The organism is Janthinobacterium sp. PSRC1-1 (assembly GCF_049897525.1).
Taxonomy (GTDB): Bacteria; Pseudomonadota; Gammaproteobacteria; order Burkholderiales; family Burkholderiaceae_D; genus Janthinobacterium; species Janthinobacterium tructae.
Window position 1 is genome coordinate 46500 of the sequence record NZ_JAFCWK010000014.1, and the last position, 25904, is coordinate 72403.

At 63.3% G+C, this 25904-nt stretch carries 25 protein-coding genes; 12 read left to right on the top strand and 13 right to left on the bottom strand.

Annotated elements, in window-relative coordinates; all coding sequences use genetic code 11:
- The first annotated feature begins 49 nt into the window (after positions 1-49).
- A complete protein-coding gene (locus ACP7DW_RS24245; protein ID WP_100876195.1) occupies positions 50-451 on the top strand; it encodes a TerB family tellurite resistance protein in 402 nt (133 codons plus the stop codon).
- Positions 452-457: 6 nt separating this feature from the next.
- Here ACP7DW_RS24245 and ACP7DW_RS24250 read toward each other — a convergent pair whose 3' ends face one another.
- A complete protein-coding gene (locus ACP7DW_RS24250; protein WP_219135713.1) occupies positions 458-811 on the bottom strand; it encodes a YnfA family protein in 354 nt (117 codons plus the stop codon).
- A gap of 89 nt (positions 812-900) precedes the next feature.
- On the opposite strand from ACP7DW_RS24250, the gene ACP7DW_RS24255 reads away from it, so the two are divergent.
- Positions 901-2169 carry a glycerate kinase type-2 family protein gene (locus tag ACP7DW_RS24255; protein WP_426057015.1) on the top strand — a complete coding sequence of 423 codons (1269 nt, stop codon included), beginning with the start codon at positions 901-903 and terminating at the stop codon, positions 2167-2169.
- Here ACP7DW_RS24255 and ACP7DW_RS24260 read toward each other — a convergent pair whose 3' ends face one another.
- Positions 2170-3186, bottom strand: a complete 1017-nt coding sequence (locus ACP7DW_RS24260) for a zinc-binding alcohol dehydrogenase family protein (RefSeq protein ID WP_426057014.1) — start codon at positions 3184-3186, stop codon at positions 2170-2172.
- Positions 3187-3412: 226 nt separating this feature from the next.
- On the opposite strand from ACP7DW_RS24260, the gene ACP7DW_RS24265 reads away from it, so the two are divergent.
- From ACP7DW_RS24265 to ACP7DW_RS24280, 4 genes are all read left to right on the top strand, one after another.
- A complete protein-coding gene (locus ACP7DW_RS24265) occupies positions 3413-4309 on the top strand; it encodes a LysR substrate-binding domain-containing protein (protein ID WP_426057013.1) in 897 nt (298 codons plus the stop codon).
- Positions 4310-4414: 105 nt separating this feature from the next.
- Positions 4415-5962 carry a DUF1800 domain-containing protein gene (locus tag ACP7DW_RS24270; protein WP_426057012.1) on the top strand — a complete coding sequence of 516 codons (1548 nt, stop codon included), beginning with the start codon at positions 4415-4417 and terminating at the stop codon, positions 5960-5962.
- Positions 5963-5983: 21 nt separating this feature from the next.
- A complete protein-coding gene (locus ACP7DW_RS24275) occupies positions 5984-7174 on the top strand; it encodes a DUF1501 domain-containing protein (protein ID WP_426057011.1) in 1191 nt (396 codons plus the stop codon).
- A gap of 93 nt (positions 7175-7267) precedes the next feature.
- Complete coding sequence (locus tag ACP7DW_RS24280; protein WP_426057010.1) at positions 7268-8368, top strand: AI-2E family transporter; 1101 nt, start codon at positions 7268-7270, stop codon at positions 8366-8368.
- A gap of 105 nt (positions 8369-8473) precedes the next feature.
- Here ACP7DW_RS24280 and ACP7DW_RS24285 read toward each other — a convergent pair whose 3' ends face one another.
- Complete coding sequence (locus ACP7DW_RS24285; protein WP_010396348.1) at positions 8474-8698, bottom strand: hypothetical protein; 225 nt, start codon at positions 8696-8698, stop codon at positions 8474-8476.
- Between the two features lie 146 nt (positions 8699-8844).
- On the opposite strand from ACP7DW_RS24285, the gene ACP7DW_RS24290 reads away from it, so the two are divergent.
- From ACP7DW_RS24290 to ACP7DW_RS24300, 3 genes are read left to right on the top strand one after another with little or no spacing between them, the layout of a single operon-like run.
- Positions 8845-9597, top strand: a complete 753-nt coding sequence (locus ACP7DW_RS24290; protein WP_426057009.1) for a phosphatase PAP2 family protein — start codon at positions 8845-8847, stop codon at positions 9595-9597.
- 33 nt (positions 9598-9630) lie between these two features.
- Positions 9631-10518: a diacylglycerol/lipid kinase family protein gene (locus ACP7DW_RS24295; RefSeq protein WP_426085174.1), complete on the top strand. Its 888-nt coding sequence runs from the start codon at positions 9631-9633 to the stop codon at positions 10516-10518.
- A gap of 3 nt (positions 10519-10521) precedes the next feature.
- The gene (locus ACP7DW_RS24300) at positions 10522-11340 is read left to right on the top strand and encodes a metallophosphoesterase family protein (RefSeq protein ID WP_426057008.1); all 819 of its coding nucleotides are present in this window, start codon (positions 10522-10524) and stop codon (positions 11338-11340) included.
- A 243-nt stretch (positions 11341-11583) separates the two neighbouring features.
- On the opposite strand, the gene cls is transcribed toward ACP7DW_RS24300, so the two are convergent.
- Both cls and ACP7DW_RS24310 read right to left on the bottom strand, forming a co-directional pair.
- Positions 11584-12975 carry a cardiolipin synthase gene (gene cls, locus ACP7DW_RS24305; protein ID WP_426057007.1) on the bottom strand — a complete coding sequence of 464 codons (1392 nt, stop codon included), beginning with the start codon at positions 12973-12975 and terminating at the stop codon, positions 11584-11586.
- Positions 12972-15083 carry a site-specific recombinase gene (locus ACP7DW_RS24310; RefSeq protein WP_141172336.1) on the bottom strand — a complete coding sequence of 704 codons (2112 nt, stop codon included), beginning with the start codon at positions 15081-15083 and terminating at the stop codon, positions 12972-12974. Before ACP7DW_RS24310 ends, cls begins: the two co-directional genes overlap by 4 nt.
- A gap of 318 nt (positions 15084-15401) precedes the next feature.
- Here ACP7DW_RS24310 and ACP7DW_RS24315 point away from each other — a divergent pair, with 318 nt between their 5' ends.
- Positions 15402-16511 carry a porin gene (locus ACP7DW_RS24315; protein ID WP_426057006.1) on the top strand — a complete coding sequence of 370 codons (1110 nt, stop codon included), beginning with the start codon at positions 15402-15404 and terminating at the stop codon, positions 16509-16511.
- Here ACP7DW_RS24315 and ACP7DW_RS24320 read toward each other — a convergent pair.
- The 3 genes from ACP7DW_RS24320 to ACP7DW_RS24330 form a co-directional block, all read right to left on the bottom strand.
- The gene (locus ACP7DW_RS24320; protein ID WP_298409143.1) at positions 16499-17077 is read right to left on the bottom strand and encodes a DUF3617 domain-containing protein; all 579 of its coding nucleotides are present in this window, start codon (positions 17075-17077) and stop codon (positions 16499-16501) included. The genes ACP7DW_RS24315 and ACP7DW_RS24320 overlap by 13 nt on opposite strands.
- Positions 17078-17144: 67 nt before the next feature.
- Positions 17145-18692: a TerC family protein gene (locus tag ACP7DW_RS24325; protein WP_426057005.1), complete on the bottom strand. Its 1548-nt coding sequence runs from the start codon at positions 18690-18692 to the stop codon at positions 17145-17147.
- 82 nt (positions 18693-18774) lie between these two features.
- Positions 18775-19050: a hypothetical protein gene (locus tag ACP7DW_RS24330; protein ID WP_426057004.1), complete on the bottom strand. Its 276-nt coding sequence runs from the start codon at positions 19048-19050 to the stop codon at positions 18775-18777.
- A 286-nt stretch (positions 19051-19336) separates the two neighbouring features.
- On the opposite strand from ACP7DW_RS24330, the gene ACP7DW_RS24335 reads away from it, so the two are divergent.
- Complete coding sequence (locus ACP7DW_RS24335; RefSeq protein WP_426057003.1) at positions 19337-22183, top strand: M16 family metallopeptidase; 2847 nt, start codon at positions 19337-19339, stop codon at positions 22181-22183.
- A 70-nt stretch (positions 22184-22253) separates the two neighbouring features.
- On the opposite strand, the gene ACP7DW_RS24340 is transcribed toward ACP7DW_RS24335, so the two are convergent.
- The 4 genes from ACP7DW_RS24340 to ACP7DW_RS24355 all read right to left on the bottom strand — a co-directional run bounded on the left by ACP7DW_RS24340 (position 22254) and on the right by ACP7DW_RS24355 (position 24512).
- Positions 22254-22889 (bottom strand): OmpA family protein, encoded by a 636-nt coding sequence (locus tag ACP7DW_RS24340; protein ID WP_298409187.1) that lies wholly within the window; start codon positions 22887-22889, stop codon positions 22254-22256.
- 214 nt (positions 22890-23103) lie between these two features.
- Positions 23104-23250, bottom strand: coding sequence for a lmo0937 family membrane protein (locus ACP7DW_RS24345; protein ID WP_298409150.1), 147 nt, complete (start codon positions 23248-23250; stop codon positions 23104-23106).
- A gap of 183 nt (positions 23251-23433) precedes the next feature.
- Positions 23434-23745: a hypothetical protein gene (locus tag ACP7DW_RS24350; protein WP_426057002.1), complete on the bottom strand. Its 312-nt coding sequence runs from the start codon at positions 23743-23745 to the stop codon at positions 23434-23436.
- Positions 23746-23858: 113 nt separating this feature from the next.
- Positions 23859-24512: a glycine zipper 2TM domain-containing protein gene (locus tag ACP7DW_RS24355; protein ID WP_426057001.1), complete on the bottom strand. Its 654-nt coding sequence runs from the start codon at positions 24510-24512 to the stop codon at positions 23859-23861.
- Between the two features lie 177 nt (positions 24513-24689).
- Between ACP7DW_RS24355 and ACP7DW_RS24360 the strand changes: the two genes are divergently transcribed.
- Positions 24690-25466 carry a Crp/Fnr family transcriptional regulator gene (locus ACP7DW_RS24360; RefSeq protein ID WP_426057000.1) on the top strand — a complete coding sequence of 259 codons (777 nt, stop codon included), beginning with the start codon at positions 24690-24692 and terminating at the stop codon, positions 25464-25466.
- A 78-nt stretch (positions 25467-25544) separates the two neighbouring features.
- Here ACP7DW_RS24360 and ACP7DW_RS24365 read toward each other — a convergent pair whose 3' ends face one another.
- A complete protein-coding gene (locus ACP7DW_RS24365) occupies positions 25545-25763 on the bottom strand; it encodes a glycine zipper 2TM domain-containing protein (protein WP_010396384.1) in 219 nt (72 codons plus the stop codon).
- Between the last annotated feature and the right edge of the window lie 141 nt (positions 25764-25904).

Consider the following 25904-nt stretch of genomic DNA (forward strand, 5'->3'; position numbering starts at 1 on the left):
CAGGGCGGTGGCGCGCCTTTTAATTAATTAACTGAGAAAGTAAAAAATCATGCGTACCTATGAAGCGAACAGTCCCCAGGCAGCGGGACGTATTTTGGCCCTGATGATGGTGGTCGACGGCAACCTGGCCAGTGCCGAGCTGCAAGCGATGCACCGCAGCAAGATCCTCGAGCATATCGACCTGGCGCCGGCCGCTTTTCAGCAGTTGCTGCAAGACCTGTGCGACGACATGCTGACCTCGACCGTGCATGGCGCGGTGCAACTGGCCAATGGCGTGATCGACAGCCTGCTCGATGAAATTGATGATCCCGACTTGCGCCGCAAGCTGCTGCAAGCCATGTGGAAGATTGCCGATGCGGACGACTGGCTGGCCGATGGCGAAGCCGTGTTGCTGGCCCGCGCCAGCGCGGCGTGGTCGGCGGAAACGAACTTCCGCGCGCATGGTGCCTGAGGCATATCAAGCCGTCTTGTGCCCCATGGCAATGACGGCGGCGCCGGCCAGGGCCAGGCCCACGCCAGCGATGTCGGTCCAGGCGGGCGTGATGCCGTCCACCAGCCACAGCCAACCCAGCGCCGTGGCGATATAGATGGCGCCATACGTGGCATACACCCTGCCGCTGGCAGCCGGATGCAAGGTCAGCAGCCACACGAAGATCAAGAGGCTAATGGCGGCCGGCAACAGCAGCCAGGCGCTGCCCTTGTTGCTCAGCCACAGCATGGGCAGGTAGCAGCCCAGCAGTTCGGCCACGGCCGTGACGGTAAACAGCCCGAAAGTGCGGGCCAGACTGGTCCATTCGATGGCGTCGCTCATTGCATTCCTGTTCGTGATCAAGCCGCCATTGTAGCCTCCGGGCGGCGCCGTCCCTGCTATGATCGGGTTCGGATACCGGAGGAAACACCATGACGACCACCCCAGCGCCGCGTGCCTTGCTGCAAGCCATGTTCCAGGCCGCCATCGAAGCGGCCCAGCCGTCGCACTGCATACCGCCCCATCTGCCGCCCGCGCCCAAGGGACGGCTGATCGTCATCGGCGCCGGCAAGGCGTCGGCCGCCATGGCGCAAGCCGTGGAACAGCACTGGCCGGGGCCGTTGTCTGGCCTCGTGGTGACGCGCTACGGCTATGCCGTGCCGTGCGAACGCATCGAAATCGTGGAAGCGTCGCACCCTGTGCCGGACGCGGCCGGCATGGCGGCCGCGCAGCGCATGCTCGACCTGGTGGGTAATTTGCAGGCGGACGATACGGTGCTGTGCCTGATCTCGGGCGGCGGCTCGTCGCTGCTGGCCTTGCCGCTGGACGGCATCAGCCTGGAAGACAAGCAAGCCTTGAACCGCGCGCTGCTGGCCTCGGGCGCCACCATCGGCGAAATGAATTGCGTGCGCCGCCATTTGTCCGCCATCAAGGGCGGCCGGCTGGCGGCCGCCTGCCATCCGGCGCAAGTCATCACTTTGGCCATTTCCGACGTGCCCGGCGACAAGCTGGGCGATATCGCTTCCGGCCCCACGGTAAGCGACGCCACCACCTGCGACGATGCGCTGGCTATCGTGCGCCGCTACGGCATGGACTTGCCGGACAGCATACGAGCAACCCTGGAAAGCGGGCGCGGCGAATCCGTGAAACCCGGTGACCCGCGCCTGGCGCGCACGCGCACGACCTTGATCGCCACGCCGCAGATGGCGCTGGAAGCGGCGGCAGCCGTGGCGCGCGCGGCCGGCGTCACGCCATATATATTAGGCGACAGCCTGGAAGGCGAGGCGAGGGATGTGGGCAAGGTGATGGCCGGCATCGCGCTGCAAACGGTGCAGCGGGGCCAGCCGTTTCCCGCCCCGTGCGTGCTGCTGTCGGGCGGCGAAACGACGGTCACCGTGCGTGGCAACGGGCGCGGCGGACGCAACGTGGAATTCCTGCTGGCGCTGGGCATCGCGCTCGATGGCCACGCGGGCATCGACGCGCTGGCCGGCGACACGGATGGCGTCGACGGCCAGGAAGACATCGCCGGCGCGCTTCTGGCGCCCGATACCCTGCGGCGCGCCTGGGCGCTGGGCATCAAGCCGCGCGACAGCCTCGACAACAACGATGGCCACGGCTTTTTCCAGGCGCTGGGAGACTCCGTGGTCACTGGCCCGACCTTGACCAACGTCAATGATTTCCGGGCCATCCTGATTACCTGATTAGTTAAAGTTTTCCAGCACGATTTTCCCTTTTGCTGTGTTGCTTTCCAGCAGGGCATGCGCGCGCTTCAAATTCGCCGCATTGATCGTGCCGAAGCGCTCGGCCAGGGTGGTCTTGATGACGCCGGCATCCACCAGCTGCGCCAGTTCTTCCAGCAGTTCATGCTGTTTGATCATGTCGGCCGTCTGGAACAGCGATCGGGTAAACATCAGCTCCCAGTGCAGCGACACGCTCTTGCCCTTGAACTTGCGCACGTCGATGTGCTCGGGGTCGTCGATCAGGGCGAACTTGCCTTGCGGCGCGATCAGTTCGACGATCTGCTCGAAATGCTTGTCAGTCTGGTTCAGGCTGATCACATAGTCGACGGGCGGTAAACCCAGGCGCGTGATTTCCTGCGCCAGCGGCAGGCTGTGGTCGATCACGTGGTGGGCGCCCAGTTCCTTCACCCAGTCGGCCGTTTCCGCGCGCGAGGCCGTGCCGATGATGGTGACACCCGTCAATTGCCGCGCCAGCTGCACCAGCACGGAGCCGACGCCGCCGGCCGCGCCGATCACGAGAAGCGACTTGCCCGTCAGACGCTTGTCGCGGCTGAGCTGCAGGCGGTCGAACAGCAATTCCCAGGCCGTAATCGCTGTGAGGGGCAGGGCGGCGGCCGGCGCAAAGTCCAGGCTGGCGGGCATGTGGCCGACGATGCGCTCGTCGACTAATTGAAATTCGCTGTTGCTGCCGGGGCGGTTGATGGCGCCCGCGTACCAGACTTTATCTCCCACCTGGAACAGGGTCACGTCGGGGCCGACGGCCGTGACGACGCCGGCCGCATCCCAGCCCAGCACTTCCGGCTGGCCCTCTTTCGGCGCGCGGTTCTTGCGCACCTTGGCATCGACGGGGTTGACGGAGATGGCGTGCACGGCGACGAGCAGGTCGCGCCCCGTGGCGACGGGCGTGGGCAGTTCGATGTCGAGCAGGGCGTCGGTATCCGTGATGGGCAGGCTGTGGTGGTAGGCGATGGCTTTCATATTCTTCCTTTGGTAAAACAGTGATGGAGTTGGGTAGGTCGGATTAGCGCGGCTGTACCGCGCGTAATCCGACACCACCATCGGCCACGCCAACAATGTTGTCGGATTACGGTCCTTCGGACCTAATCCGACCTACGCCATACAGGCTTGATGACGTATCATGGCCATTTTCTCGCCAGGGAAAAAGAGGGCGTGTGCCGAAACACTTTCAAAGGAATGCTGAAAATTGCTGCGACTCGATGACTTGCAGGTGTTTGTCCGCACGGCCGACCGGGGCAGCCTGTCGGCGGCCGCGCGCGAGATCGGCATTTCGCCCGCGCTGGCCAGCGCCGCCGTCAAGCGCCTGGAAGGGGAGCTGGGCTTGCGCCTGCTGACCCGCACGACGCGTTCACTGAGCCTGACGCCGGAAGGCACGCAATACCTGGAACATGCGCGCGAAGCCTTGCGCCTGCTGCGCGCGGGCCACGACGCGCTGCTGGCCGGCAAGGACAGTTTCGGCGGTACCTTGAAAATTGCCATGCCGTCCGACCTGGGTCGCAACCTGATGCTGGGCTGGCTGGACGAATTCCAGTTGCGCCATCCCAAGTTGCAGTACCAGCTCAGCGTCAGCGACCGGGTCGCCGACATGGTGCGCCAGCAAGTCGATATTGCCCTGCGTTACGGGCAGCAAGACGATTCGAGCATGGTCGCCATGCCCATCGCGCCTGCCAACGACCGCGTGCTGGTGGCTTCGCCCGCTTACCTGCGCGAGCACGGCCCCCTGCTGGCGCTGGAAGACTTGTCGCAGCGCAATTGCCTGCGCTTCGCGCTGGAAGATGGCATGCACGACCGCTGGACCTTTTATCGCCTGCCGCAGCGCGAGCAAGTCACCGTGCAAGTGAGCGGCAACCGCAGCGCCGACGATGCCGAGCTGGTGCGGCGCTGGGCCGTGGCGGGCCTGGGCATCGCCTATAAATCGCGGCTCGACGTTGCCGGCGACGTGGCGGCCGGCCGCCTGCAGGTGCTGCTGCCCGAGGTGGCGGGCGAGGCCACGCCCCTGCAACTGCTGTGCATGCACCGGGCCCAGGTGACGCCGCTGGTGCTGCAGCTGCGCGATTTCCTGCGCGACAAATGTGCGCAATGATGAGAATGACAGCATTGATTACAACTCGTTGCAAATCGCAATCATGCGCGGGTCAACCTGGGCGTACCCTCAGGCATTGTGCATGAAACCGCTTGAAGGATGGCCATGAACCCGAACCGACTGTTGCCGACGACCTTGATGTGCCTGCTGTTGCTGGCCGGCTGCGCTGCGACGGCGCCGCCGGCCGCGCAGCATGCCGCCGCCGCACCCGACAATGCCGCGCAAGGCATCGCCATGCTGGAACGGGTCAGCTGGGGCGTGAATGGCGGCAGCGTGCGCCAGCTGCAAAAGGAAGGCTGGAGCGCTTACCTGCGGGCGCAGTTACACCCAGGCAAAACCAGCCTGCCGCCCGCCGTGCAGGCGCAGATCGACGCCATGACGATCAGCCAGGTGCCGCTCGATCAATTGGTGATGTCGATGGAGCAAAAGCGCAAGGAGTCGGCCGCCGTCATGGACGACATGGCCAAGCAGCAGGCGCAAAAGGATTACCAGCAGGAACTCAACCGCCTGGCGCGCGAGGCGGCCACGCGTTCGCTGCTGCTGGATGTGTATTCGACGAACCAGTTGCAGCAGCAGTTGAGCTGGTTTTGGCTCAACCATTTCAGCGTGCATCAGGGCAAGCACAACTTGCGCGCCATGGTCGGCGATTACGAGGCGAACGCCATCGCGCCGCATGCCCTGGGCAAATTTCGCGACTTGCTGGGCGCGACCGTCCACCATCCGGCCATGTTGCGCTACCTGGATAATGAAGCCAACGCCGTCAAGCGTATCAATGAAAACTATGCGCGCGAACTGATGGAGCTGCACACCCTGGGCGTCAACGGCGGCTACAGCCAGGCGGACGTGCAGGAACTGGCGCGCATCCTGACCGGCGTGGGCGTCAACCTGGGGCCGGACGCGCCGAAAGTGAAACCGGCCTTGCAATCGCAATACGTGCGCCGGGGCTTGTTCGAATTCAATCCGAACCGCCACGATTACGGCGACAAGCAATTCCTCGGGCAAACGGTGAAGGGCAGGGGGCTGGCCGAACTCGACGAAGCGCTGGACCGCCTCAGCCGCAGTCCCGCCACCGCGCATTTCATCAGCGGCAAGCTGGCCCGGTATTTCGTCAGCGACAATCCGCCAGAGCCGCTGGTGGCGCGCATGGCCGCCACCTTCCAGAAAAGCGACGGCATGATCGCCGACGTGCTGCAGACCATGTTCAACAGTCCCGAATTCAGGCAATCGCTGGGCAAGAAATTCAAGGACCCCATGCATTATGTGGTGTCGGCCGTGCGCCTCAGCTATGACGATAAGCCCATCCTCAACGCGGGCCCCATGCTGAACTGGCTGTCGCGCATGGGCCAGCCTCTGTACGGGCGCCAGACGCCCGATGGCTATCCCATGACGGATGCGTCCTGGGCCAGCCCCGGCCAGATGACCACGCGTTTCGATATCGCCCGCACCATCGGTTCGGGCAGCGCCGGCCTGTTCAAGACGGAGGGCCCGCAGCCGCAGGAAAAAGTCGCGTTTCCCCAGCTGGCCAGCGCCCTGTATTTCCAGTCGCTGCAGCCGACCTTGAGTCCGGCCACGCGCCAGGCCCTGGAACAGGCCGCTTCACCGCAGGAATGGAACACCTTCTTGCTCTCATCACCAGAAATGATGCACCGCTAAGTTGACATTGAAGGAATCGCCATGCACCGTCGTGACCTCTTGAAAGCCCTGGCCGCCGCGCCCCTGCTGTCGCATGCGGGCAGCCTGCTGGCCGCACCGGCCACGAATGCCCGGCTGTTGTTCGTCTTTTTGCGCGGCGGCTATGACGCGAACAACCTGCTGGTGCCGGTCGGCAGCGATTTTTACTATGCGGCGCGGCCGAATATCGCCATCGCGAAACCCGGTGCGGACAACGGCGCGCTGGCTTTGACCGCCGACTGGGCCTTGCATCCAGCCTTGCGCGAGACCATCTACCCCATGTTCAACGGCGGCGAGGCGGCCTTCATTCCGTTTGCGGGCACGACGGATTTGACGCGCAGCCATTTCGATACGCAGGACAGCATCGAACTGGGGCAGGAGATCGGCGGGCGGCGCGACTTCCGCTCGGGCTTCCTGAACCGGCTGGCGCAAAGCCTGAATGCCAATCAGGGCATGCACGCCATTTCCTTCACCGACCAGCTGCCCCTGATCTTCCAGGGCGGCGTGCAAGTGCCGAACATGGGGCTGCGCTCGGTGGGCAAGTCGGGCATCGATGCGCGTCAAAGCCAGCTCATCGCCGCCATGTACAAGGGCACGCCCTTGCAGCAACCGGTCAGCGCGGGCTTTGCCGTGCGCGACGATGTGACCAAGGAATTGACGGGAGAGATGCAGGCGGCCAACCGCAACGCCATCAGTACCAAGGGTTTTGAACTGGAAGCGCAGCGCATCGCCCGCTTGATGAAGGACAAATACAATATCGGTTTCGTCGACGTGGGCGGCTGGGATACGCATGTGGGGCAGGGTGGCGCCAATGGCTACCTGGCGGGGCGCTTCGACGAGCTGGGGCGGGGCCTGGCCGCGTTTTCGCAGGAAATGGGCAGCGCCTGGCGCAATACCGTGGTGGTGGTGGTCAGCGAATTTGGCCGCACCTTCCGCGAAAACGGCAACCGCGGCACGGACCACGGCCACGGCAGCGTGTTCTGGGTGCTGGGCGGCGCGATCAAGGGCAAGCAGGTGGCGGGCGAGCAGGTGGCGATGTCGCAGGCGAATTTGTTCCAGAACCGCGACATGCCCGTGCTCAATGAATACCGCGCCGTACTGGGCGGCTTGCTGCGCCGCACCTTCGGTTTGACGCCGGTGCAACTCGAGCACGTGTTTGCCGGCGTCAAACCGGTGGAGCTGGGACTCGTGTAAATCGGCGAACCTCCGTGTTACGCTACGCCTGCGCAACTGGCGCGTAACCAAGCCCCCGTCCCTGTCCCCGGTGCGAGGCACGAATGGAGTGGCATGAACGATACCCAGCGCGACATCGTCAGCGCAGGCTTTTCCCTGGCCCTGATCGCCGTGACGGCCTTCGTCATGCAGCGTTTCTTTTTGCCGCTCGTGTGGGCCGGCATCCTGTGCGTGGCCACCTGGCCCTTGTACCTGCGCGTGCGCGCGGCGCTGGGGCAGCGCACCATCATCGCGGCAGCCGTGCTGACCCTGGCGTTCGCCTGCATCTTCATCATTCCCGTGCTGTTTGGCGTGGCGCAGGCGGCGCGCGAAGTGCCCGTGCTGGCCAATTTCGTCGTCCATGCGAATACCGAGGGCTTGCCCGTGCCGGACTGGGTGGCGCATATTCCGCTGGCGGGCAGCGCCATCGGTGACTGGTGGCTGGCCACCCTGAGCCAGCCCCATGGTCTGGGTCACTTCTTTGCGGGCAGCGCCGTGGGCGGCTTTCATTCCGCGCGCGACATCCTGAAAATCCTCGGCGCGGACGTATTCCACCGCCTGGTCGACTTCGGCCTGGCCTTCTTGTGCCTGTTTTTCTTTTACAAGGATGGCGAAGCGCTGACGCGCCAGATCACGGCCGTCGGCAGTCATTTTTTGCGTCCTGAACGCTGGGGCCGCTATGCGCAAAAAATCCCGACCGCTATCCGCGCCACCGTCAACGGCCTGGTGCTGGTGGGCCTGGCCGAAGGCGTGCTGATCGGCATCGCCTATGCGATCGCCAGCTTGCCGTCGCCGGCCCTGTGGGCGTTCGCCACCGGCATCCTGGCCATCATCCCGTTTGGCGCGCCGCTCGCTTACCTGTGCGCCGCGGCCTTGCTGGTCGTCCAGGGCAATGTCGGCGCCGCCATCGGCGTGGCCGTCTGGGGCACCGTGGTGCTGTTCGTGGCCGACCACTTCGTGCGTCCCGGCATGATCGGCAACGCCACCCGCTTGCCCTTCCTGGCCGTGTTGTTCGGCATTCTGGGCGGCGTGGAGACCCTGGGCCTCGTGGGCCTGTTCATCGGTCCCGTCGTGATGGTGCTGTTCGTGACCTTGTGGTACGAAGCGAATGTGTCTGACAAGGTGCTGCCAGTGCCAACACCTGCCAGCCCGGCCGCACCGGAACGCACACAGTAATGAGGGGTCGGCCAGCGTGTCGCTGGCCGGTACTGAGGCGCTCCCGGCGTGGCCGGGCGAGCTGACTTTAAAACAGGGTGCGAGCACCATGTTTTAAAGTCATTCTTAATGCGCCTTGGATAGAATAAGCAACCAACGGCGCATCAGCAGCACTTCAACATAGCCCGGCTCGATGCCCGTACCGCACTCGATCAGGGGATTGACGGTGTAGTAGCGCTTGCGGAAGTCGCGGCAGACGAGGATTTCGCGCTTGCCCATGCGGACGAGGAAAGAGCTTGGGGCGTATTCCAGGCCGAACCGTGAGCCAAAACCGCTATTCAATGTTGCCATGACAATTCCTTTGAGGGAGATGTGTTGAACGAGTCATCAGAATAGCATAACTACTGTATGAAAACACAGCTACTGTATGAATAGACAGTATTTTTTTATGGGTGTGGTTTTTTTGATCATCCCGCTTGATTTGAGGAGTAAGTAGTTTGCAAGAGAAGAATGACATGGGCATGACCACGGGCTGGACCATCAAACTGCGCCGCTTCGTCGAGGCGCGCCTGTCGCCCGAAGGCGAGCTGGGCCTGCACATGACGGTGGGGGTGGCGCTGATGCTGGTGGCCATCGTGGTGTTCCACGAGATCGCCGAAGCGGTCATGGGCATGGCCCAGATCACGGTGATCGACCTGCAGGTGGCGCAGTGGTTCAACCAGCATGCCGTGCCGTGGGTCACCAGCGTCCTGCTGGTCGTCACGCATACGCATGGCGTGCTCGGCGCCATCACCCTGGCGACCCTGCTGGGCTGGTATCTGCACCGCAAGGGTGCCGATTACTGGCTGTTTACCCTGGTCATCACCATGCCGGGCGTCATGTTTTTGAACCTGCTGCTAAAGTACATTTTTGTCCGCGCGCGGCCCAGCTTTGACGAGCCGCTCCTGCAGACGGCCCTGAGCACGTACAGCTTTCCGAGTGGCCATACGGCCACCTCGACAGCCCTGTACGGCTTGCTGGCCGCCTACCTGATTTGCCAGACGGCGCCGGGCGCCTGGGGCAAGCGCATCGCCATCGCGCTGGGCGCCTTCCTGATGGCGGCACTCGTGGGTTTCAGCCGCATCTACCTGGGCGCGCATTACCTGAGCGATGTGCTGGCAGCCATGGCGGAAAGCTATGGCTGGCTGGCCATCTGCATCGCCGGCGTGTCGACCCTGCGCCGCCGCCGGCATATCCGGCAAACCAAATAAGGGGAAACTGTTCTGACCAAAATTGCAGTCATCATCAACGGGGGCGCCGGCTGTGGCTATGCGCCCGACTGGGCGCAGCAGCTCGAAGCGCAATTTGCTGCCGTGGGCCTCGACGCCGCCATCACCCTGGCGCAAAGCGGCGCCGACATGATCTCCACGGCCGAGCAAGCCCTGCGTGATGGCGCGCCCATCATCGTGGCCGGCGGCGGCGACGGCACCATCAATGCCGTCGCCTCTGTCGTCGTCGGCAGCGGCACGCCGTTTGGCGTCTTGCCGCTGGGCACCCTGAACCATTTCGCCAAGGATTTGAATATCCCGCTCGACCTCGGTGCGGCCATCGCCAATGTGGCGCGCGGCGTGCGGCACCAGGTCGACGTGGGCGAAGTCAATGGCCGCATTTTCCTGAACAATTCCAGCCTGGGCTTGTATCCCGATATCGTGCGCGACCGCGAAAAGCAGCAGCGCCGGCTGGGACGGGGCAAGTGGCTGGCCTTCAGCTGGGCCCTGCTGGCGGCCTTGCGCCGCTATCCCTTCCTCAGCGTGCAATTGAAACTCAATGACGCCGTGCATGCGCGCCGCACGCCTTTCGTCTTCATCGGCAATAATGAATACCTGATGGAAGGCTTGAATATCGGCGAGCGCGAGCGGCTCAATGGCGGCCAGCTGAGCTTGTACGTGGCGCAGCGCCCGGGCCGTTTGGGCTTGCTGAAACTGGCCTTGCACGCGCTGTTCGGCAAACTGTCGCAAGCCAAGGATTTCGATATGCTGACGGCCAATGATCTGGAAATTGCCACGAAACACCGCCGCCTGCGCGTGGCCACCGATGGCGAAGTGACCATCATGAATACGCCGCTGCGCTACCGCATCCGTCCGGCAGCGCTGGAGGTGATCGTGCCCGCGCCGGCGCCCGCCCAGGAGTAGGCCATGCGTACCCTCGTGCATTTATCCGATTTGCATTTTGGCAGGGTCGATGCGGCCCTGCTGGCGCCCCTGCGCGCGCTGGTCGAACGCCTGGAGCCGGACGTGGTGGTGGTCTCGGGCGACCTGACGCAGCGCGCCCGCAGCGTGCAATTCCAGCAGGCGCGGGCTTTTCTCGACAGCTTGCCGGGGCCGCAGGTCGTGGTCCCGGGCAACCATGACGTGCCCCTGTATAACGTCTTTTCCCGCTTTCTGACGCCACTGGTGAAATACCGGCGCCACGTGACGGACGATTTGTCGCCCGAATACGTGGACGAGGAAATCGCCGTGCTGGGCATCAACACGGCCCGCTCGCTGACGTTCAAGGATGGCCGCATCAGCCACGAGCAGATCGATGTCCTGCGTGAACGCCTGGGGCGTTTGCCGCCCGGTTTGACGCGCATCATCGTCACGCATCATCCGTTTGACTTGCCCGAGCACTTCGACAAGGATGACCTGGTCGACCGCGCGCCGCTGGCGCTGCAAATGTTTTCCGAATGCGGCGTGGACCTGTTGCTGGCCGGCCATTTTCACGCCAGCCATGCGGGCGACACCTCGGCGCGCTACAAGATCGACGGCTACGCTGCCCTGATGGTGCAGGCGGGCACGGCCACGTCAACGCGGGGCAGGGGCGAGTCGAACTCGTTCAATGTCGTCCGCATCGAAGACAGCGGCATCAGAGTCGAGCGCTACAGCTGGAATGAAGACAGCGCCGCCTTTGAAAAGGTCAGCACGGAAGCGTTTGCACGCCAGGGCGGCGTGTGGGCCAGTTTGCTGCCGCTGTAGGTCCGATTAGCGGGGCGAAGCCGCGCGTAATCCGACGCTATTGTTGGCGGTGGTGGTGGTTTTCGTGATGGTGTCGGCTTACGCTGATGTCGGCTTACGCTGCGCTAAGCCGACCTACGCCGACCTGCAGCGGTAGCAGGAGTGGCCGGCAAAATGGCCAGGGCTAGGCGCGTTGCCGAAGACAGTACGAATAGTACGGCGAGGCAATGCAACAACGCCCTGGGCTTTTTGACGGCGACTCCCTTACAGCCAGTAGTTCATGAAGCGCGCCGCCCACTCCTTCATGCGGTCCGAGATGGGCCGCGTTTCCCATTTCGCCCTGGTGATCTCTTCCGAGTCGCGCAAGTCTTCCTGGAAGGCGTTTTCCATTTCACGGCCGAAGCTGTCGCCTAGCACGATCACGTTCAGTTCGCTGTTATGCAGGAAGCTGCGCATGTCGATGTTGGTCGAACCCACGGTCGACCAGGCGCCGTCGATGACGGCCGTCTTGGCGTGCAGCACGGCCAGTTTCAAGTGGAAGATGCGGATGCCGCCGGCCAGCAATTGATCGTACTGCGCGTGTCCCGCATGGAATACCAGGCCGCTGTCGGACACGCCGGGCAGCACCACGGTGACGTCCACGCCACGTTTCGCGGCCGCCACCAGCGCATCGACCGTCTGCTGGTCGGGCACGAAATAGGCGGACGTGATGTGGATGGATTTCTTGGCTTCCTGGATGGCTAAAATATACGCCTTGTAGATTTCGAAGCCGCCGTCCGGTTCGCTGGCGACCACGCGCACCAGCTTGTCGCCCACTTCGGACAGCACGGGGAAATAATTGGCGTCCGGCAAGTCAGCCTGGTCTTGCTGGGCCCAGGTGCGGATGAACAGCCACTGGAAGGCGGCCACGGCCGGGCCTTCCACTTTCACGTGGGTATCGCGCCAGCCCACGTCCTTCTTGTCGGTGGGTTTCGATTTCGAGCGGAACAGCGAGCTTTTCGCATAGGTATCGCTGATATTGACGCCGCCCGTAAACGCCGTCTTGCCATCGACGATCAGCACCTTGCGGTGGTCGCGGTTGTTGATTTTCCAGTCTTCGCCCTTGAGCTTGGCGGGATTGACGGGGTTGAAGGCTACCAGGTGCACGCCGGCCGCGCGCATGCGTTCGAAAAACGCCTGTGGCACGCCGAGGGTGCCCACGCTGTCGTAGATGACGTTGACCGTCACGCCGGCCTGCTGCTTTTCGATGAGCATGTCGGCAAACTTCAGGCCCAGCGGATCCTGGTCGAAGATATACGTTTCCAGGTTGATGCTGTTTTTCGCTTCGCTGATGGCCCGGAACATGGCGGCCATGGTTTGCGGGCCGTCAAACAGCAGGGTGACCTTGTTGCCCTTGATCAAAGGCACGCCCGTGGCCGCCTCTTCCAGCGCGGCCTGGGCCTTCAAGTCCATGCCGGATTTGGCCCAGCGCTTGTTGAGCAGGGCGGCGCGGCTATTGACGTTCAGCAAGGCGCCCTTGCCTGTGATCACATTGGGCCTGGCCACCGGTTCGAGGGTGGTGTTGAGGTTCTTGACATCGGGCAGCGAGGCGCATGCAGCCAGGGTCCAGCACAGCAGTAGGGCGGTGAGGCAGGATTGCATGCGCCTGGTGATCATTTTTGAGCCTTGTTTGTCAGTGACAGGTTTGCCGAGTCATCGGCCAGTGCCAGGGGCGGCGGGTTTTTCGAGCCGAAGAAGAAGACGATGGGCGAGCGCAGGAAGCGCTTGCCCAGAATCTTCAACAATTGCATGCCGTGCTTGAAGCGCACCTGGCGCGAACGCAGCGCCACCCACAGGGCCAGGCCGAAGCTGACGAGCAAATTGGCCGTGCCGATGGCGAAGATGCCCGACAGTGACTTGACGGCCAGCTGCCAGCTCATGTTGTGGTCCAGGCCCACCAGCGCCGTGGCAAAGTTGGCGGCCGAGAAGGTAATGTGGCGGATATCGATCGGCAAGCCGATCAGGAAGCCCAGGGTGCCGATGGAGCCGAGCAGGATACCGAAATAGAAGTTACCCATCAGGCCGCCCAGGTTGTTTTCCAGGTACAAGCCCAGCCGCTGCAAGCGATCCTGGCCGATCACGCGGCCCAGGCCGCGCAATTGCGCGATGCGCTGCGCCCAGCGCGTGTACAGCGCCTGATTGTCATAGTAGCCGGAAATCAGGCCGGCCACGAACAGGCACACGCCGGCGATCATGGCGTAAAAAATGGCGGGGCTGCCGATGGGGTCGATATCGTGCAGCAAGTGCATGGCTTTTTCCGGTGATACCAGGTGGTGGCCCGTGATCGCCTTGTAGCCGAGCGCGATCAGCCAGGCCGTGGGGATGGCGGTGGCCAGGTTGCCCAGCACGGCCATGTTTTGCGTGCGGAAAACCTTGTTGATCAGTTCCGCCATGCTGTCGAGGTCGATATTCCGGCCATCCTTGCTGTGCAGGCCGGCGGCGATGCGCGAGGCCGTCATGGCCGGCTGCTTGGTGGCCACCGTGAAATGCAGCAAGTGGATGAACATGAAGCCGATCGAGTAATTCATGCTGAACATGAACGCTTCGACCAGCGGCGCCGAGCGCAGGTAGGACATCAATATCTTGAACAGCGCCATGAAGCCGATGATCACGCCCGCGCCGGCGGACGAGAGGAACATGGCGCCCATCTCGCGGCGGTTTTCCGCGATGTAATGTTCGCCCGTGCGGCTGGCGTTTTCCGTCACATTGCGCGCCAGCAAGTTGATATTGTCGGAGAACAGGTCGCTGACCTTGTACTTGTGGTTATGCGCGCGTATCAGCTCCAGCGCCAGCCCCACGGCGCCCGCGCGGCGGCGGCTGACCGGTTGCGGGTGCAGCAAGTCTTGCGTGGCATCCACCGTGATGGCGGCGATATCCACGTTGGCGGAGCTGGGTAGCTCGCCGCTCGTGTCGACCAGGAACAGCAGCTTGCGCAGGCGGTCGATGCTTTGCGCCAGCGCCACCAATAAATACGTCAGGGGAATGCTGGTGCCCTGGTACAGCGCCTTCTTGCGGATCTTGGCGATGACGGCATCGCACTGGTCGAGCATCACCAGCAGGTGACGCGCGTCCTCAATGTGCTCGATATTGCCTTGCAGCAAATTCGTGTAGGCATCCAGGTAGGCGTTCACTTCCGTGTTCTGCACCATGAACGGCGACTGGAACACTTCGATTTCATTGTGGAAACGCGTCAGTTCCGGTTCCAGTCCCATGGCGCAGACGCGGTAGGACAGGGTGCGGATGGCGTCGAGTATGCCGGGCAGCATGATATTGCCGTCGCCGACGGCCAGTTCGATGTCGTCGCTGGTGAGCACGTCGAACAGTTCCAGCCAGTCCGTGGCGGGCACGTTGCTGATCCACAAATAATCGGTCTTCAGGTACAGCACCTGGTCGAGCGCGTCGTTCAGGTACTCATCGCCCAGGGCGGGTGGCAGCATGCGGTAGGCGATGCGGCGTTTCAATTCGGTGAAAAAACCGCTGTTCGACAGCACGCCGATGTCCGTGTACAGGCTGGCGTGGCGGCGCGCGGCCAGCACGCGCAGCACGTATTCGTGCAGGGCGCGCGCTTGCGCGGGGTTACCTTTGAGAAGCTGGCGCAGGGTGCGCACGTTGGCGATCGCGGTAGCGCTGTCGTGCGGGCGCTTGGGACGCAGTGAGTTGAATAATTCCACCAGCAAGTCGATATTGCTGGAGTTGGGGTCAATGCGTTCGAGGATAGCTAGCATGCAAAAAAAACGGGCGAGCCGCTGTCGGTAAAACCAGTAGTGTACCGCCTGCGTCAAATCGCGCAACGTTCGCCACCGAACATTGCTTTGCGGCAGGGCCTGCTTTTAACGCCATTTTGCCGCAGATTGCCACAATCACGGTCAAACTTGCGTGTTGTCAGAGCGCGACGTGTTTCCCGGGACTAAGCTGAAGTTTCTGTTGCGCAACGCACGGATGACTGGACAAAAAGCGAGGATAAGGTAACACTGAGATCAGACACACAGCGCATGTCCTGATCAATACCGGGAAGTTTCACCCACGTCACCGAGATATTTATCATGAAGACCTCGTATGTTGCGCTTGCTGTGATAGGGATGGGGCCTTTCGTGCTGGGCGCGACGGCCCAGGCCGCCGATGGCGCGGGCAGTGCCGCAGCGAGTCACGTTGCCGTGTACGGCGTGCTTGACGCGGGCATCGTTGCCGAGCGGGGCTGTGCCGCCAATTGCGCCAGCAGCAAGGTGTCCGGCGGCGTCGCGTCCGGCTCGCGCCTGGGGCTGCAGGGCCGCGAAGCGCTGGGCAATGACGTGTCCGCCATATTTACCCTGGAAGCGGGCGTGCAGAACGACACGGGCCAGTCGGAAGACGGCCGGCTGTTCGGCCGCCAGGCCTACGTGGGCCTCGACAGCCGCCTGGGCGCGCTGACCCTGGGCCGCCAGTACAACCTGCAATACCTGACCCTCACCGATGTGGCCGACCCGTTCAAGGGCGGCATGGCCGGCAGCGCCAGCAACCTGGCCGGCTACAGCGTGAAACGCTACGACAATACCGTCAAATACGTGTCGCCCGCCTTGCGCGGCGTGTCCGCCAGCGCCATCTACAGTTTTGGCGAGTCGCCGTACAGCAACGCCAACAACCGCGCGTATGGCGCCACGCTCGGCTATTCGGCCGGCGCCGTGAATGTCAGCGTGTCGCACCAGCGCAAGAACAACTTCATCCTCGCCTCCGGCACCTTGCCCGCCATCGACATGTCGGCCCGCAACACCCTGATCGCGGCCAATATCGACCTGAAAGTGGCCACCGCCTTTGCCGCCGTGGGCGTGAACAAGGGCTATGGCAGTTCACCGTGGGACCCGAACAACGCCTACAGCTCGCTGGCCCTGTCGATGTCGTCCTCGGACAGCCGCGACACCTTGCTGGGCGTGTCCGTGCCGGTGGGCGGCTTCAAGCTGCTGGCGTCCTGGGTGCGCAAGGATGACCGCGACCTGGCCAACCGCGACGCCACGCAGGTCGCCGTTGGCCTCACGTATTCGCTGTCAAAACGCAGCGATTTCTACGCGTCCTACGCGAAGATCCACAACAGGAACGGCGCCCGCTACACGGTGGGCAATGCCAGCGATGCAGGCCGCGGCGACGCCGCTTTTAATCTGGGTTTCCGTCACGGCTTCTGAGCTGCTGTCGTCGCCGGGGCCGGGCAGCTGGCGCCCAGCCACTTGCCATTGCTCGTCACATTCACCTGTTCCGGCGTGCCGCGTGCGCTGGTCGTCACGGCCAGCTGCATGTTGAACGCCTGGTCGCCGGTGAACATGACCTTGCCTTCGCCGCTCGATTTCGGGTTGGCGCAAGTGAACGATACATGCATGCCGCCCGCGATGTCTCTGTTGTTCGATTTGCAATCGCCGGGCTGGCCCGTGGGAATCTGCCTGCGCGCGGCCATGTCCGGCGTCACGCACGCCGTCACGCGCACGGCGCCGTCGGCGCCCACGGTGGGCATGGCCATGCCGCGGCTGGCGGCCATGCTTTCCAGCTGCTTGCGTTGATCGGGCGGGAGGTTGCCCAGCTGCTGCAGCACCATCGACATGGCGTTGTCGGTGGCGGCGTCCGGCGAGGCCATCTTGCTGTCGACTTGCCACAGGCCCGGCTTGATGGCGGCGGCTTGCGAGGCGGCCATGACATTGGCTTGGGCGCCCAAGGCGGCGCAGGCCAGCAGGGTCAGGCGTAGCAAAGAGTGTTTCATGTTGGTGTCTCCAAAAAAGGCAGACCCCAGCATACGGCATGGCAAGCTGGGCACGCTTGCCATTGTGTTACAAACTGTGATCGGGCTCGATGCGGCGCACGTCCACGCAGGCGATGCGGCGCTCGTCCGCTTCGATGATTTCATAACGCAGATCATCGAGCTCCAGCACTTCGCCCACGGCCGGCATATTTTCAAAATGCGCCAGCAGGAAGCCGGCCAGCGAGTTGTAGTCGCCGTCTTCGCTGACCAGGGTTTCCTTCTCGAACACCTGCTCCAGGTAGTGCAGGTCGGTGGCGCCATCGATGCGCCAGTGGCTGGGGCCCAGCACTTCCACGTCGGGCTGCTCGTCCTCGTCGGGGAATTCGCCGGCGATGGCTTCGAGGATGTCGATCGGCGTCAGTACGCCTTGCACGGTGCCGAACTCGTCGACCACCAGCACCAGCTGGCCGCGCGAGCGCTTCAGGGTTTCCATGGCTTTCAGCACGCCGGCCGCTTCCGGCACGACGACGGCTTCGCGCATGCTGGCCGGGTCGATCTTGCCGCGCGATACCAGGTCCTCGATCAGGTCCTTGCTGCGCGCGATGCCGACCACGTTGTCGAGGTCGTCATTACAGACGGGAATCATGCTGTGCGGCGTGTCGCGCAGCAATTGCAGCATCTTCTCGCTGCTGTCGTTCAGGTTGACCCACGAAACGTCGCCGCGCGGCGTCATCACGGAGCGGATCGAGCGTTCGGCCAGGGTCAGCACGCCGCTGACCATGTTGCGCTCTTCCACGCCGAAGGCGGAGGCATCGGGCACTTCCTTGACTTCGTGCTCTTCGACGGCTTCGCGGCCCTTGCGCCCGCCCAGCAGGCTCAGGACGGCTTGCGCCGTGCGGTCGCGCAGCGGCGCGTTCGACTGCAGCTTGAGGAAGTTGCGGCGCGCCAGTTGATTGAAGAACTCGATGATGATCGAGAAACCGATGGCCGCGTACAGATAGCCCTTCGGAATGTGGAAGCCCAGGCCCTCGGCCACCAGGGAGAGGCCGATCATCAGCAAGAAGCTCAGGCACAGCACCACGACGGTGGGGTGGGCGTTGACGAAGCGCGTCAGCACCTTCGAGGCGAGCATCATGACGACGATGGAAATGACGACGGCCGCCATCATCACGTACAGATTGTCGACCATGCCGACGGCCGTGATGACGGCGTCGAGCGAGAAGACGGCGTCGAGCACGACGATCTGCGCCACCACCAGGCCGAAGCCGGCGTAGACTTTCGGGCCCGTCTGGGCATGCGTGATGCCTTCGAGGCGCTCATGCAGCTCGCTGGTCGCCTTGAACAGCAGGAACAGGCCACCGAAGAGCAGGATCAGGTCGCGCCCGGAAAACGAGAATGTCCATAGGGAAAACAGTGGCGTGGTCAGGGTGACCAGCCAGGAAATCAGCGAAAGCAGGCCCAGTCGCATGACGAGGGCCAGGGTCAGGCCCAGCACGCGTGCCTTGTCGCGCTGGTGCGGCGGCAGTTTCTCGGCCAGGATGGCGATGAAAATCAGGTTGTCGATACCCAGTACGATTTCCAGTACGACCAGCGTCAGCAGGCCGACCCAGATTGTCGGGTCAAATAACCATTCCATGTGTGTAACCTTGTAAAGTCAGTAAGTATCAAGCTTGCCTGGCGGCTAATGCCCCGGGCGCGTGGGTGCTGCATGCATGTGTTCAGAGGCGGACGCGCGGCGGCCGGGTGGCCTGCCGCGCGTCCGCTTCGGCAAGTGCGCCCGGTCCCGCCTGCCAAATGATGGCGCAAAACGGCGCGCCCTGGCGCGAGCTCGGGTACAGCGTGATGGGGTCGTTGTCGCATTCGTCGGCGTCGCAGTTGTCGACGGGCAAGCCGGCGTGGACGCTGGCGTCGGGACAATCGATGCCGAAGGCGGGCGTGACGGTAGCGCCGGCCGCGATTGCATGCTGGAATGGGGAAGGGCTGGCGTAAGCCATGCTGGCGAACGCCTGGGGCAAGGCGATGAAAACAAAAAGGCAGAGTAGGACGAGAGCTCGTCTCATATACAGGCAGATAGTTCTGGAAGCGCGAGTATAACACGGGCACATAACAGCTTGATGACAGGGACTTGCGTAACTGATAAGTATGCCGTAAATTGTGAGAGCAATCATTTCCCTGGGCAGCGAAGACGCAGCGCGGGCCCATGGCAATCCTTGCGTTTGTATCGCATTGCGCTTGCGCATCTTTCGCATCTTTATATCGTAGTGTTACCGGGACTCTGACTTGAAACCAATTACCGCTCTCCTGCTTGCCGCCGGCATCCTGTCGCCGTCGTTCATCCTGGCCGCCACCCCGGTGGAAGCCGCACCGACCCAGAAAGCCGGCAAGGCCGCACCCAACCGCGGCGCCGCCGTCAAGGTCACGTCCGTCGAAGGCATCACCGAATACCGGCTGGCCAATGGCTTGCGCGTGCTGTTGTTCCCCGATGCCAGCAAGCCGACCCTGACCACCAACATCGTCTACCTGGTCGGTTCGCGGCATGAAAACTATGGCGAAACGGGCATGGCCCACTTGCTGGAACACCTGCTGTTCAAGCCCAGCGCCAACTTCGGCATCAAGAAGGGCACGAAAACCCCCGTCGAGATCCTGAACTCGACGGGCGCGCAGTTCAACGGCACCACCTGGTACGACCGCACCAATTACTACGCCACCTTCCCCGCCAACGACGACAATCTGCGCCAGATGCTGGCCATGGAAGCGGACCGCATGGTCAACGCGGCCATCGACCAGAACGATCTGTGGAACCCGAAGACGCAAAAAGGGGAAATGACGGTCGTGCGCAACGAGTTCGAAATGGGCGAGAGCGATCCGATCGGTGTGACGAGCGAACGCATCCAGGCCATCGCCTACGACTGGCACAACTATGGCAAGTCGACCATCGGCGCCCGTTCCGATATCGAGCAAGTCAACATTCCCCGCTTGCGCGCGTTCTATCATAAATATTATCAACCAGACAATGCCGTGCTGATGGTGGCGGGCCGCTTCGATGAAGCCAAGGTCTTGCAACAGATCCATGACCTGTTTGGCAAGATCCCGAAACCCACGCGCGTGATCGAACCGACCTACACGGCCGAACCGGTGCAGGATGGCGAGCGCGCCGTGACGGTGCGCCGCAGCGGCGGCACGCAATTCGTCGGCGCCGGCTACCACGTGGCGCCGTCCGGCAACCCGGACGCCGTCGCCATCGAGGTGCTCGGCCACGTGCTGACGGACGCGCCGGCCGGCCGCCTGCACAAGGCGCTGGTGGAAACCAAGCTGGCCAGCAAGATCGAATACAACTCGGTGAGCAACCTGGAGCCGGGCTACAACCTGTTCGGCGCGCTGGTGCCCGTCGATGGCAACCTCGATGCGGCGCAGGCGGCCATGCTGAAAGTGCTGGAAGAGCTGAAGTCGCAGCCGATCACGGATGCGGAAGTGGCGCGCGTCAAGCAGCAATTGAACAAGCAGATCGAACTGGCCACCTCGAACACGGCGCGCCTGACGATTGCCTTGACGGAATCGCTGGCGGCCGGCGACTGGCGTTTGTTCTTCCTGCAGCGCGACCAGCTCGACAAGCTGACGACGGCGCAGGTGCAGGCGGCGGCCGAGAAATACCTGAAGAGCTCGAACCGCACCCTGGGCCGTTTCATCCCCACCGATGCACCGGACCGCACCGTCGTGCCGGCCTACGCCGACGTGGCGCCGCAACTGGCCGGCTACACGGGCCGCGCCGTGGTGGCGCAGGGCGAAGCGTTCGACCCGAGCCCCGACAATATCGAGGCGCGCACCACGCGCTTCACCTTGCCGAACGGCTTGAAGGGCGCCTTGCTGCCGAAGAAAACCAAGGGCAGCACCGTCAGCGTCGTGCTGAAACTGCAACTCGGCAGCGAAGAGAGCTTGCGCGGCAAGGGACAAGTGGGCAGCTACACGGCGAATCTGTTGTCGCGCGGCACGGATAAACTGTCGCGCCAGGAAGTGAAGGACAAGTTCGACCAGCTGGGTACGCAAGTGGCGATCACGGGCGGCGCCGAGGGCGTGACCGCGATGCTGATGGGCAAACGCGAGAATTTGCCGGCCGCCATGGACCTGCTGGCGCAAGTGTTGCAAAAGCCGGCCCTGAACGCAACGGAATTCCTGGAATTGCAGCGCGAAAGAGTCGGCCGCGCGGAGCAGGAATTGCCTGAACCGCAGCCGCTGGCCGTGAACGCCTTCCGTCGCTTGCTCGACGCCACGCCGGAAGGCCATGTGCGCCACGTGGCCACTCTTCCGGCTGAACTGGCACAATGGAAAGCCATCAAGGTGACCGATGTGCAAGCCTTCCATGGCGCTTACTATGGCGCGTCGAACGCCACCTTTGCCGCCGTGGGCGACTTTGACCCGGCCGCGCTGAAGGCGCAAGTGGCCAGCCTGTACGGCAGCTGGAAGGCGCAGCAGCCGTATGTGCGCATTCCCGACGCCGTCAAGCCCGTCAGCGGCGAAAAAGTCACCCTGGAAACGCCGGACAAGGCGAATAGCGTGCTGTTCGCCATCCAGCCGATTCCCCTCAAGGATGACGCCGCCAGCTATCCGGCCTTGCTGATGGCCAATCACATGCTCGGTGGCGGCGCCTTGCGCAGCCGCCTGGCCGACCGCATCCGCCAGAAGGAAGGCCTGTCGTACGGCGTCGGTTCGCAAGTGAGCATCCCGTCGCGCGAGCCGGCCGGCTACTGGATGGCGTACGCCATCAGCGCGCCGCAAAACACGGTCAAGGTGGAAGCGGCCCTGCGCGAAGAAATCGCCAAGGTGCTGGCCGACGGCTTCACGGAAGCGGAACTGGCCGAGGCGAAGAAGGGCTGGCTGCAATCGCAGGAAGTGGGCCGCACGCAGGATAGCGGCCTGGCGCGCGAACTGGCCGGCTACCTGGCGCAGGACCGCACCATGGCTTACGACAAGGATCTGGAAACGAAAGTGGCCGCCTTGACCCTGGCGCAAGTGAACCAGGGCTTGCGCGAGTACCTGAAGCCATCGGCCGTGTCGATCGTGACGGCGGGCGATTTTGCCAAGGTGGCGAAAGAAGGCGACAGCGGCGCCAAGGCAACGACGGCGAAATAAGCTGTTTTAGATGAAAAAAACCCGCCGGCAAGTCACCTTGCCGGCGGGTTTTTTATTGATGCGTGTCGACTTAGCGTGGTGCCATTTCGGCTACGTAGATTTCCACGCGGCGGTTGCGTGCGCGTCCCGAGGCGTCCGCATTCGAGGCGATCGGCTCGCGGGCGCCGCGGCCTTCCGTGACGATGCGCGTTGGCGACACGCCGCGCATGGCCAGGTAGTCGCGCGTGTGGGCCGCGCGTTCCACCGACAGCGGTTCGTTGATCGAAGCGCTGCCCGTGCTGTCCGTATGGCCGATGATGCTGACCGTGGTGTTCGGATTTTCATTCAGGGTGGCGGCAAAGCGGTCGAGGATGGGGCGGAAGTTGCCCTTGATGTCGGCGCGATTGGTGTCGAAGGAAATATCGCTGGGGATTTCCATTTTCAGGCGGTTATCGGCCGTCTGCGACACTTGCACTCCGGTACCCTGTGTCGCTTGTTCCATCGCGCGCTTCTGGTTTTCCATGCGGTTCGACCAGATATTGCCGACCACGGCGCCCGCTGCCGCGCCGAGCAGGGCGCCGCCGGCCGTACGGCCGCCGCTGCCGCCACCGGTGGTGCCGCCGATCAAGGCGCCCAGACCCGCGCCGATGCCGGCGCCCGTGGCCGTGCCACGCTGCGTCGAGGACATATCCGCGCAGCCGCTGGCGGCCAATGCGATCACCAGCATGCCGATCAGGGATTTGGCGCCAGGGCCTTTTTTGAATGTTTCTTTCATGGATTTTCTCCTTGTTTTGTTATTGGGACATACCCAGGACTACCCGTACACGTTACTGCAAAATACAGCTGCTTGCCAGTGCGTGCCCACTGTCGCTAAAGGCGGTAAAAGAGCGGCGCCCGTTTGCACGCGCGCCGCTCTTGTCAGGCCAGGCTAACGGCCTGGGCTATAAACCGCGCCCGCTGATCAGGCGCAGCAGCACCATGATCACGGCGACCACCAGCAGGATGTGGATGAAGCCGCCAATGGTAAAGGAAGTTACCAGGCCCAGCAGCCAAAGAATAATGAGTACGACGGCGATTGTATACAGCATGATATGTCCTCCGAGAGTAATGTGTGGATGACGGCGACTGCCATGGCCTTGCAGCGCTGGCGCGTGGCGCCGTCATCGGTTTTTTGTCATTGCGCGGCGATTGGGTCGCTGAACGCTGATGCCATGACTAAGTGTCTACTTTGTTTCGCTTGAGTTCTGTACGCTGTCGTACACAAGGATCAACTATCGGGACCGGTCAGCGTGGTCATCTGCCATGCCCGGTATCCAGGCCAGCATGCCGGCCATGCCGACGGCGCCTGCCAGGCAGCTAACCATGCCGCCGGTCAGCAGCAGCATCACGCCGAACACGGGCGCGCTCGCCTGCAATGGCGCCAGGTCCAGCGCGCAGAAACCCAGCGCGGTGGCCAGGATGCCGGCTCCGATAAAGCCGAGCCAGATCCGCTTGTTGCCTGCCTTGTCATTTTCCATCGCAGCTCCTTGAAGATACTCGTTGAACTTTCCTGAGTGCATCATCTCGCGGGATGGAAAACTCATCTGTACGCCAACGAACATGATCAAAAAGAAAACGCCCGGACAGGCCGGGCGTGTATTGGATTTGTCACGCTGGCGAGCGGCCTACTTGCCGCCAGCCGCCAGCCGCCAGCCGCTTAGCCGATGGCGCGCAAGGCGCCGTTGACGACGCGCACGCGGTCGCCCTGGCGCCAGTTCGGCGCGGCGCTCTGGTGCACGGTGCGCGTCTTGCCGTTATCGAGGCGCACGACGATGTTGTAGCTGCGCGTGGCGCGCACGCTGCCCTCGATCTGGTTGCCGGCCACGGCACCGCCAACGGCGCCCAGCACGGTGGCCAGCTGCTTGCCGTGGCCGCCGCCCACCTGGTTGCCCAGCAAGCCGCCGACGACGGCGCCGCCGGCCGCGCCCACGCCGCTGCCTTCGGCGCGCGTATTGACTTCATGGATGGCTTCGATCACGCCGCAATTGCCGCACACCTGCGGCGCAGGGGCGGCTGCCGCGTATTGCTGCTGTGGTTGCTGTTGCGGCTGGCGCACGGGTTGCTGCTGCTGTTGCTGCGGCGGCAGGGCCGCCAGCGCTTGCGCGCTGGCAGGCTGCAAGTTCGCTTGCGGCTGGTTCGCCTGCAGGCTGGCCAGCTGTTCGGCCGAGGTGCTGGCCGCCAGTGGCTGGGCATCGCGCTGGGACGAGGGCAGCCAGCCCATTAGGGCCGCCGTGCCCACGCCGCAAAACAGCAGGACGGCGACAGCGGCGGCAAGCACCAGCGGATGGAGGGATTTGGTCGTGGTAGTCATGGAGAGCTCCTTGGTTTTTTTGAAATAATGAAATGGGTAGTGCGTGTTATCCGTGCATGCAGCCAGTGTGCTGTGCCGCGTGCCCCGCTTCCGTGCGTCACCGTACATACAGGCACGGTACTGCACCGTAGGCTAAGTAAAAATTATGTCGAGTTGTAACGACACCAAGGAAAAGCAATGCCACCAACGAACGCCAGCATGACCCTGTCCCGCGATGCAGGCCGATTCGGCCTGGGCACGCCTGCGGGCGCGCTCGCTGCCGGTAACCGTTTGCTGGCCAGCCTGCCCGAGCACGACTTGCGGCACCTGACGGCGCTGTTCGAGAGCGTCACGGTCGAGGTGGGCGAGGTGCTGTATGAGCCGGGCCAGCCTATCGGCTACATCTATTTCCCCGGCGATTGCCTGATCTCGCTGCTGGCCGTGGCGGAAGGGCGCATGACACTGGAAGTGGGCTCCGTCGGCCGCGAAGGTGTGCTGGGCGCTTCCGTCGCGCTGGGCCATGACCTGGCGCAAGTGCGTGCCGTGGTGCAACGTTCCGGTACGGCCAGCCGCATTGGGCGGGCCGAGTTCTGCGCCGAGTTCGCCCAGCTCGATTCCCTGCAGCGTTTGCTGTACCGCTACACGGACACCTTGCTGGCGCAAGCCATCCAGATTGCCGTGTGCAGCCGCTTTCACGTGCTCGAGGCACGCCTGGCCCGTTCGCTGCTGATCACGCGCGACCGCCTGCAGTCGGAAAAATTTCACCTGACGCATGAATTCCTTGCCCACACCCTGGGCGTACGGCGGGTCGGCGTGACCAAGGCGGCCAGCGCGCTGCAGCAGCAAAAACTCATCACCTACAGCCGCGGCAATATCGAAATCCTCGATTCGGCCGGCCTGGAAGCCGTCTCCTGCCGCTGCTACGCGCTGGTCAAGGACAGCGGCCCCATCGGCATGGCCAACGTCTTCGTCTGATCTTCCGCATCCTTGTGCCGCGGACGCAAAAAAGCGGGGCGGGCGCCTGAGCACCCACCCCGCTTTTTTGCGCGCCAATTACTTCGGCTTGACCTGGTTGCCGATCACGCCGCCGACGGCGGCGCCGCCGACCGCGCCGACGGCGCTGCCGCCGGTCAGCACGGAACCGGCCACTGCGCCGATGCCGGCGCCGATGGCCGTGTTTTTATCCTGGCCCGACATGTTGGCGCAAGCGGTCAAGCTCAGCAGCAGAGCGGCAACGGAAGTGGTAGCGGCGATTTTTTTAATGATTTGCATGATAGTTCTCCTATGAATTCGGACCTCGTGGCGCCGGCATAATATGGGCCGGTGGGACTTCGTGTCGCCACGTGTTTCAGGCACGATCACAGAATAGAATTGCGGCAAGGCAGGGTCTGTTCGGCAACGCACATAGGGGTG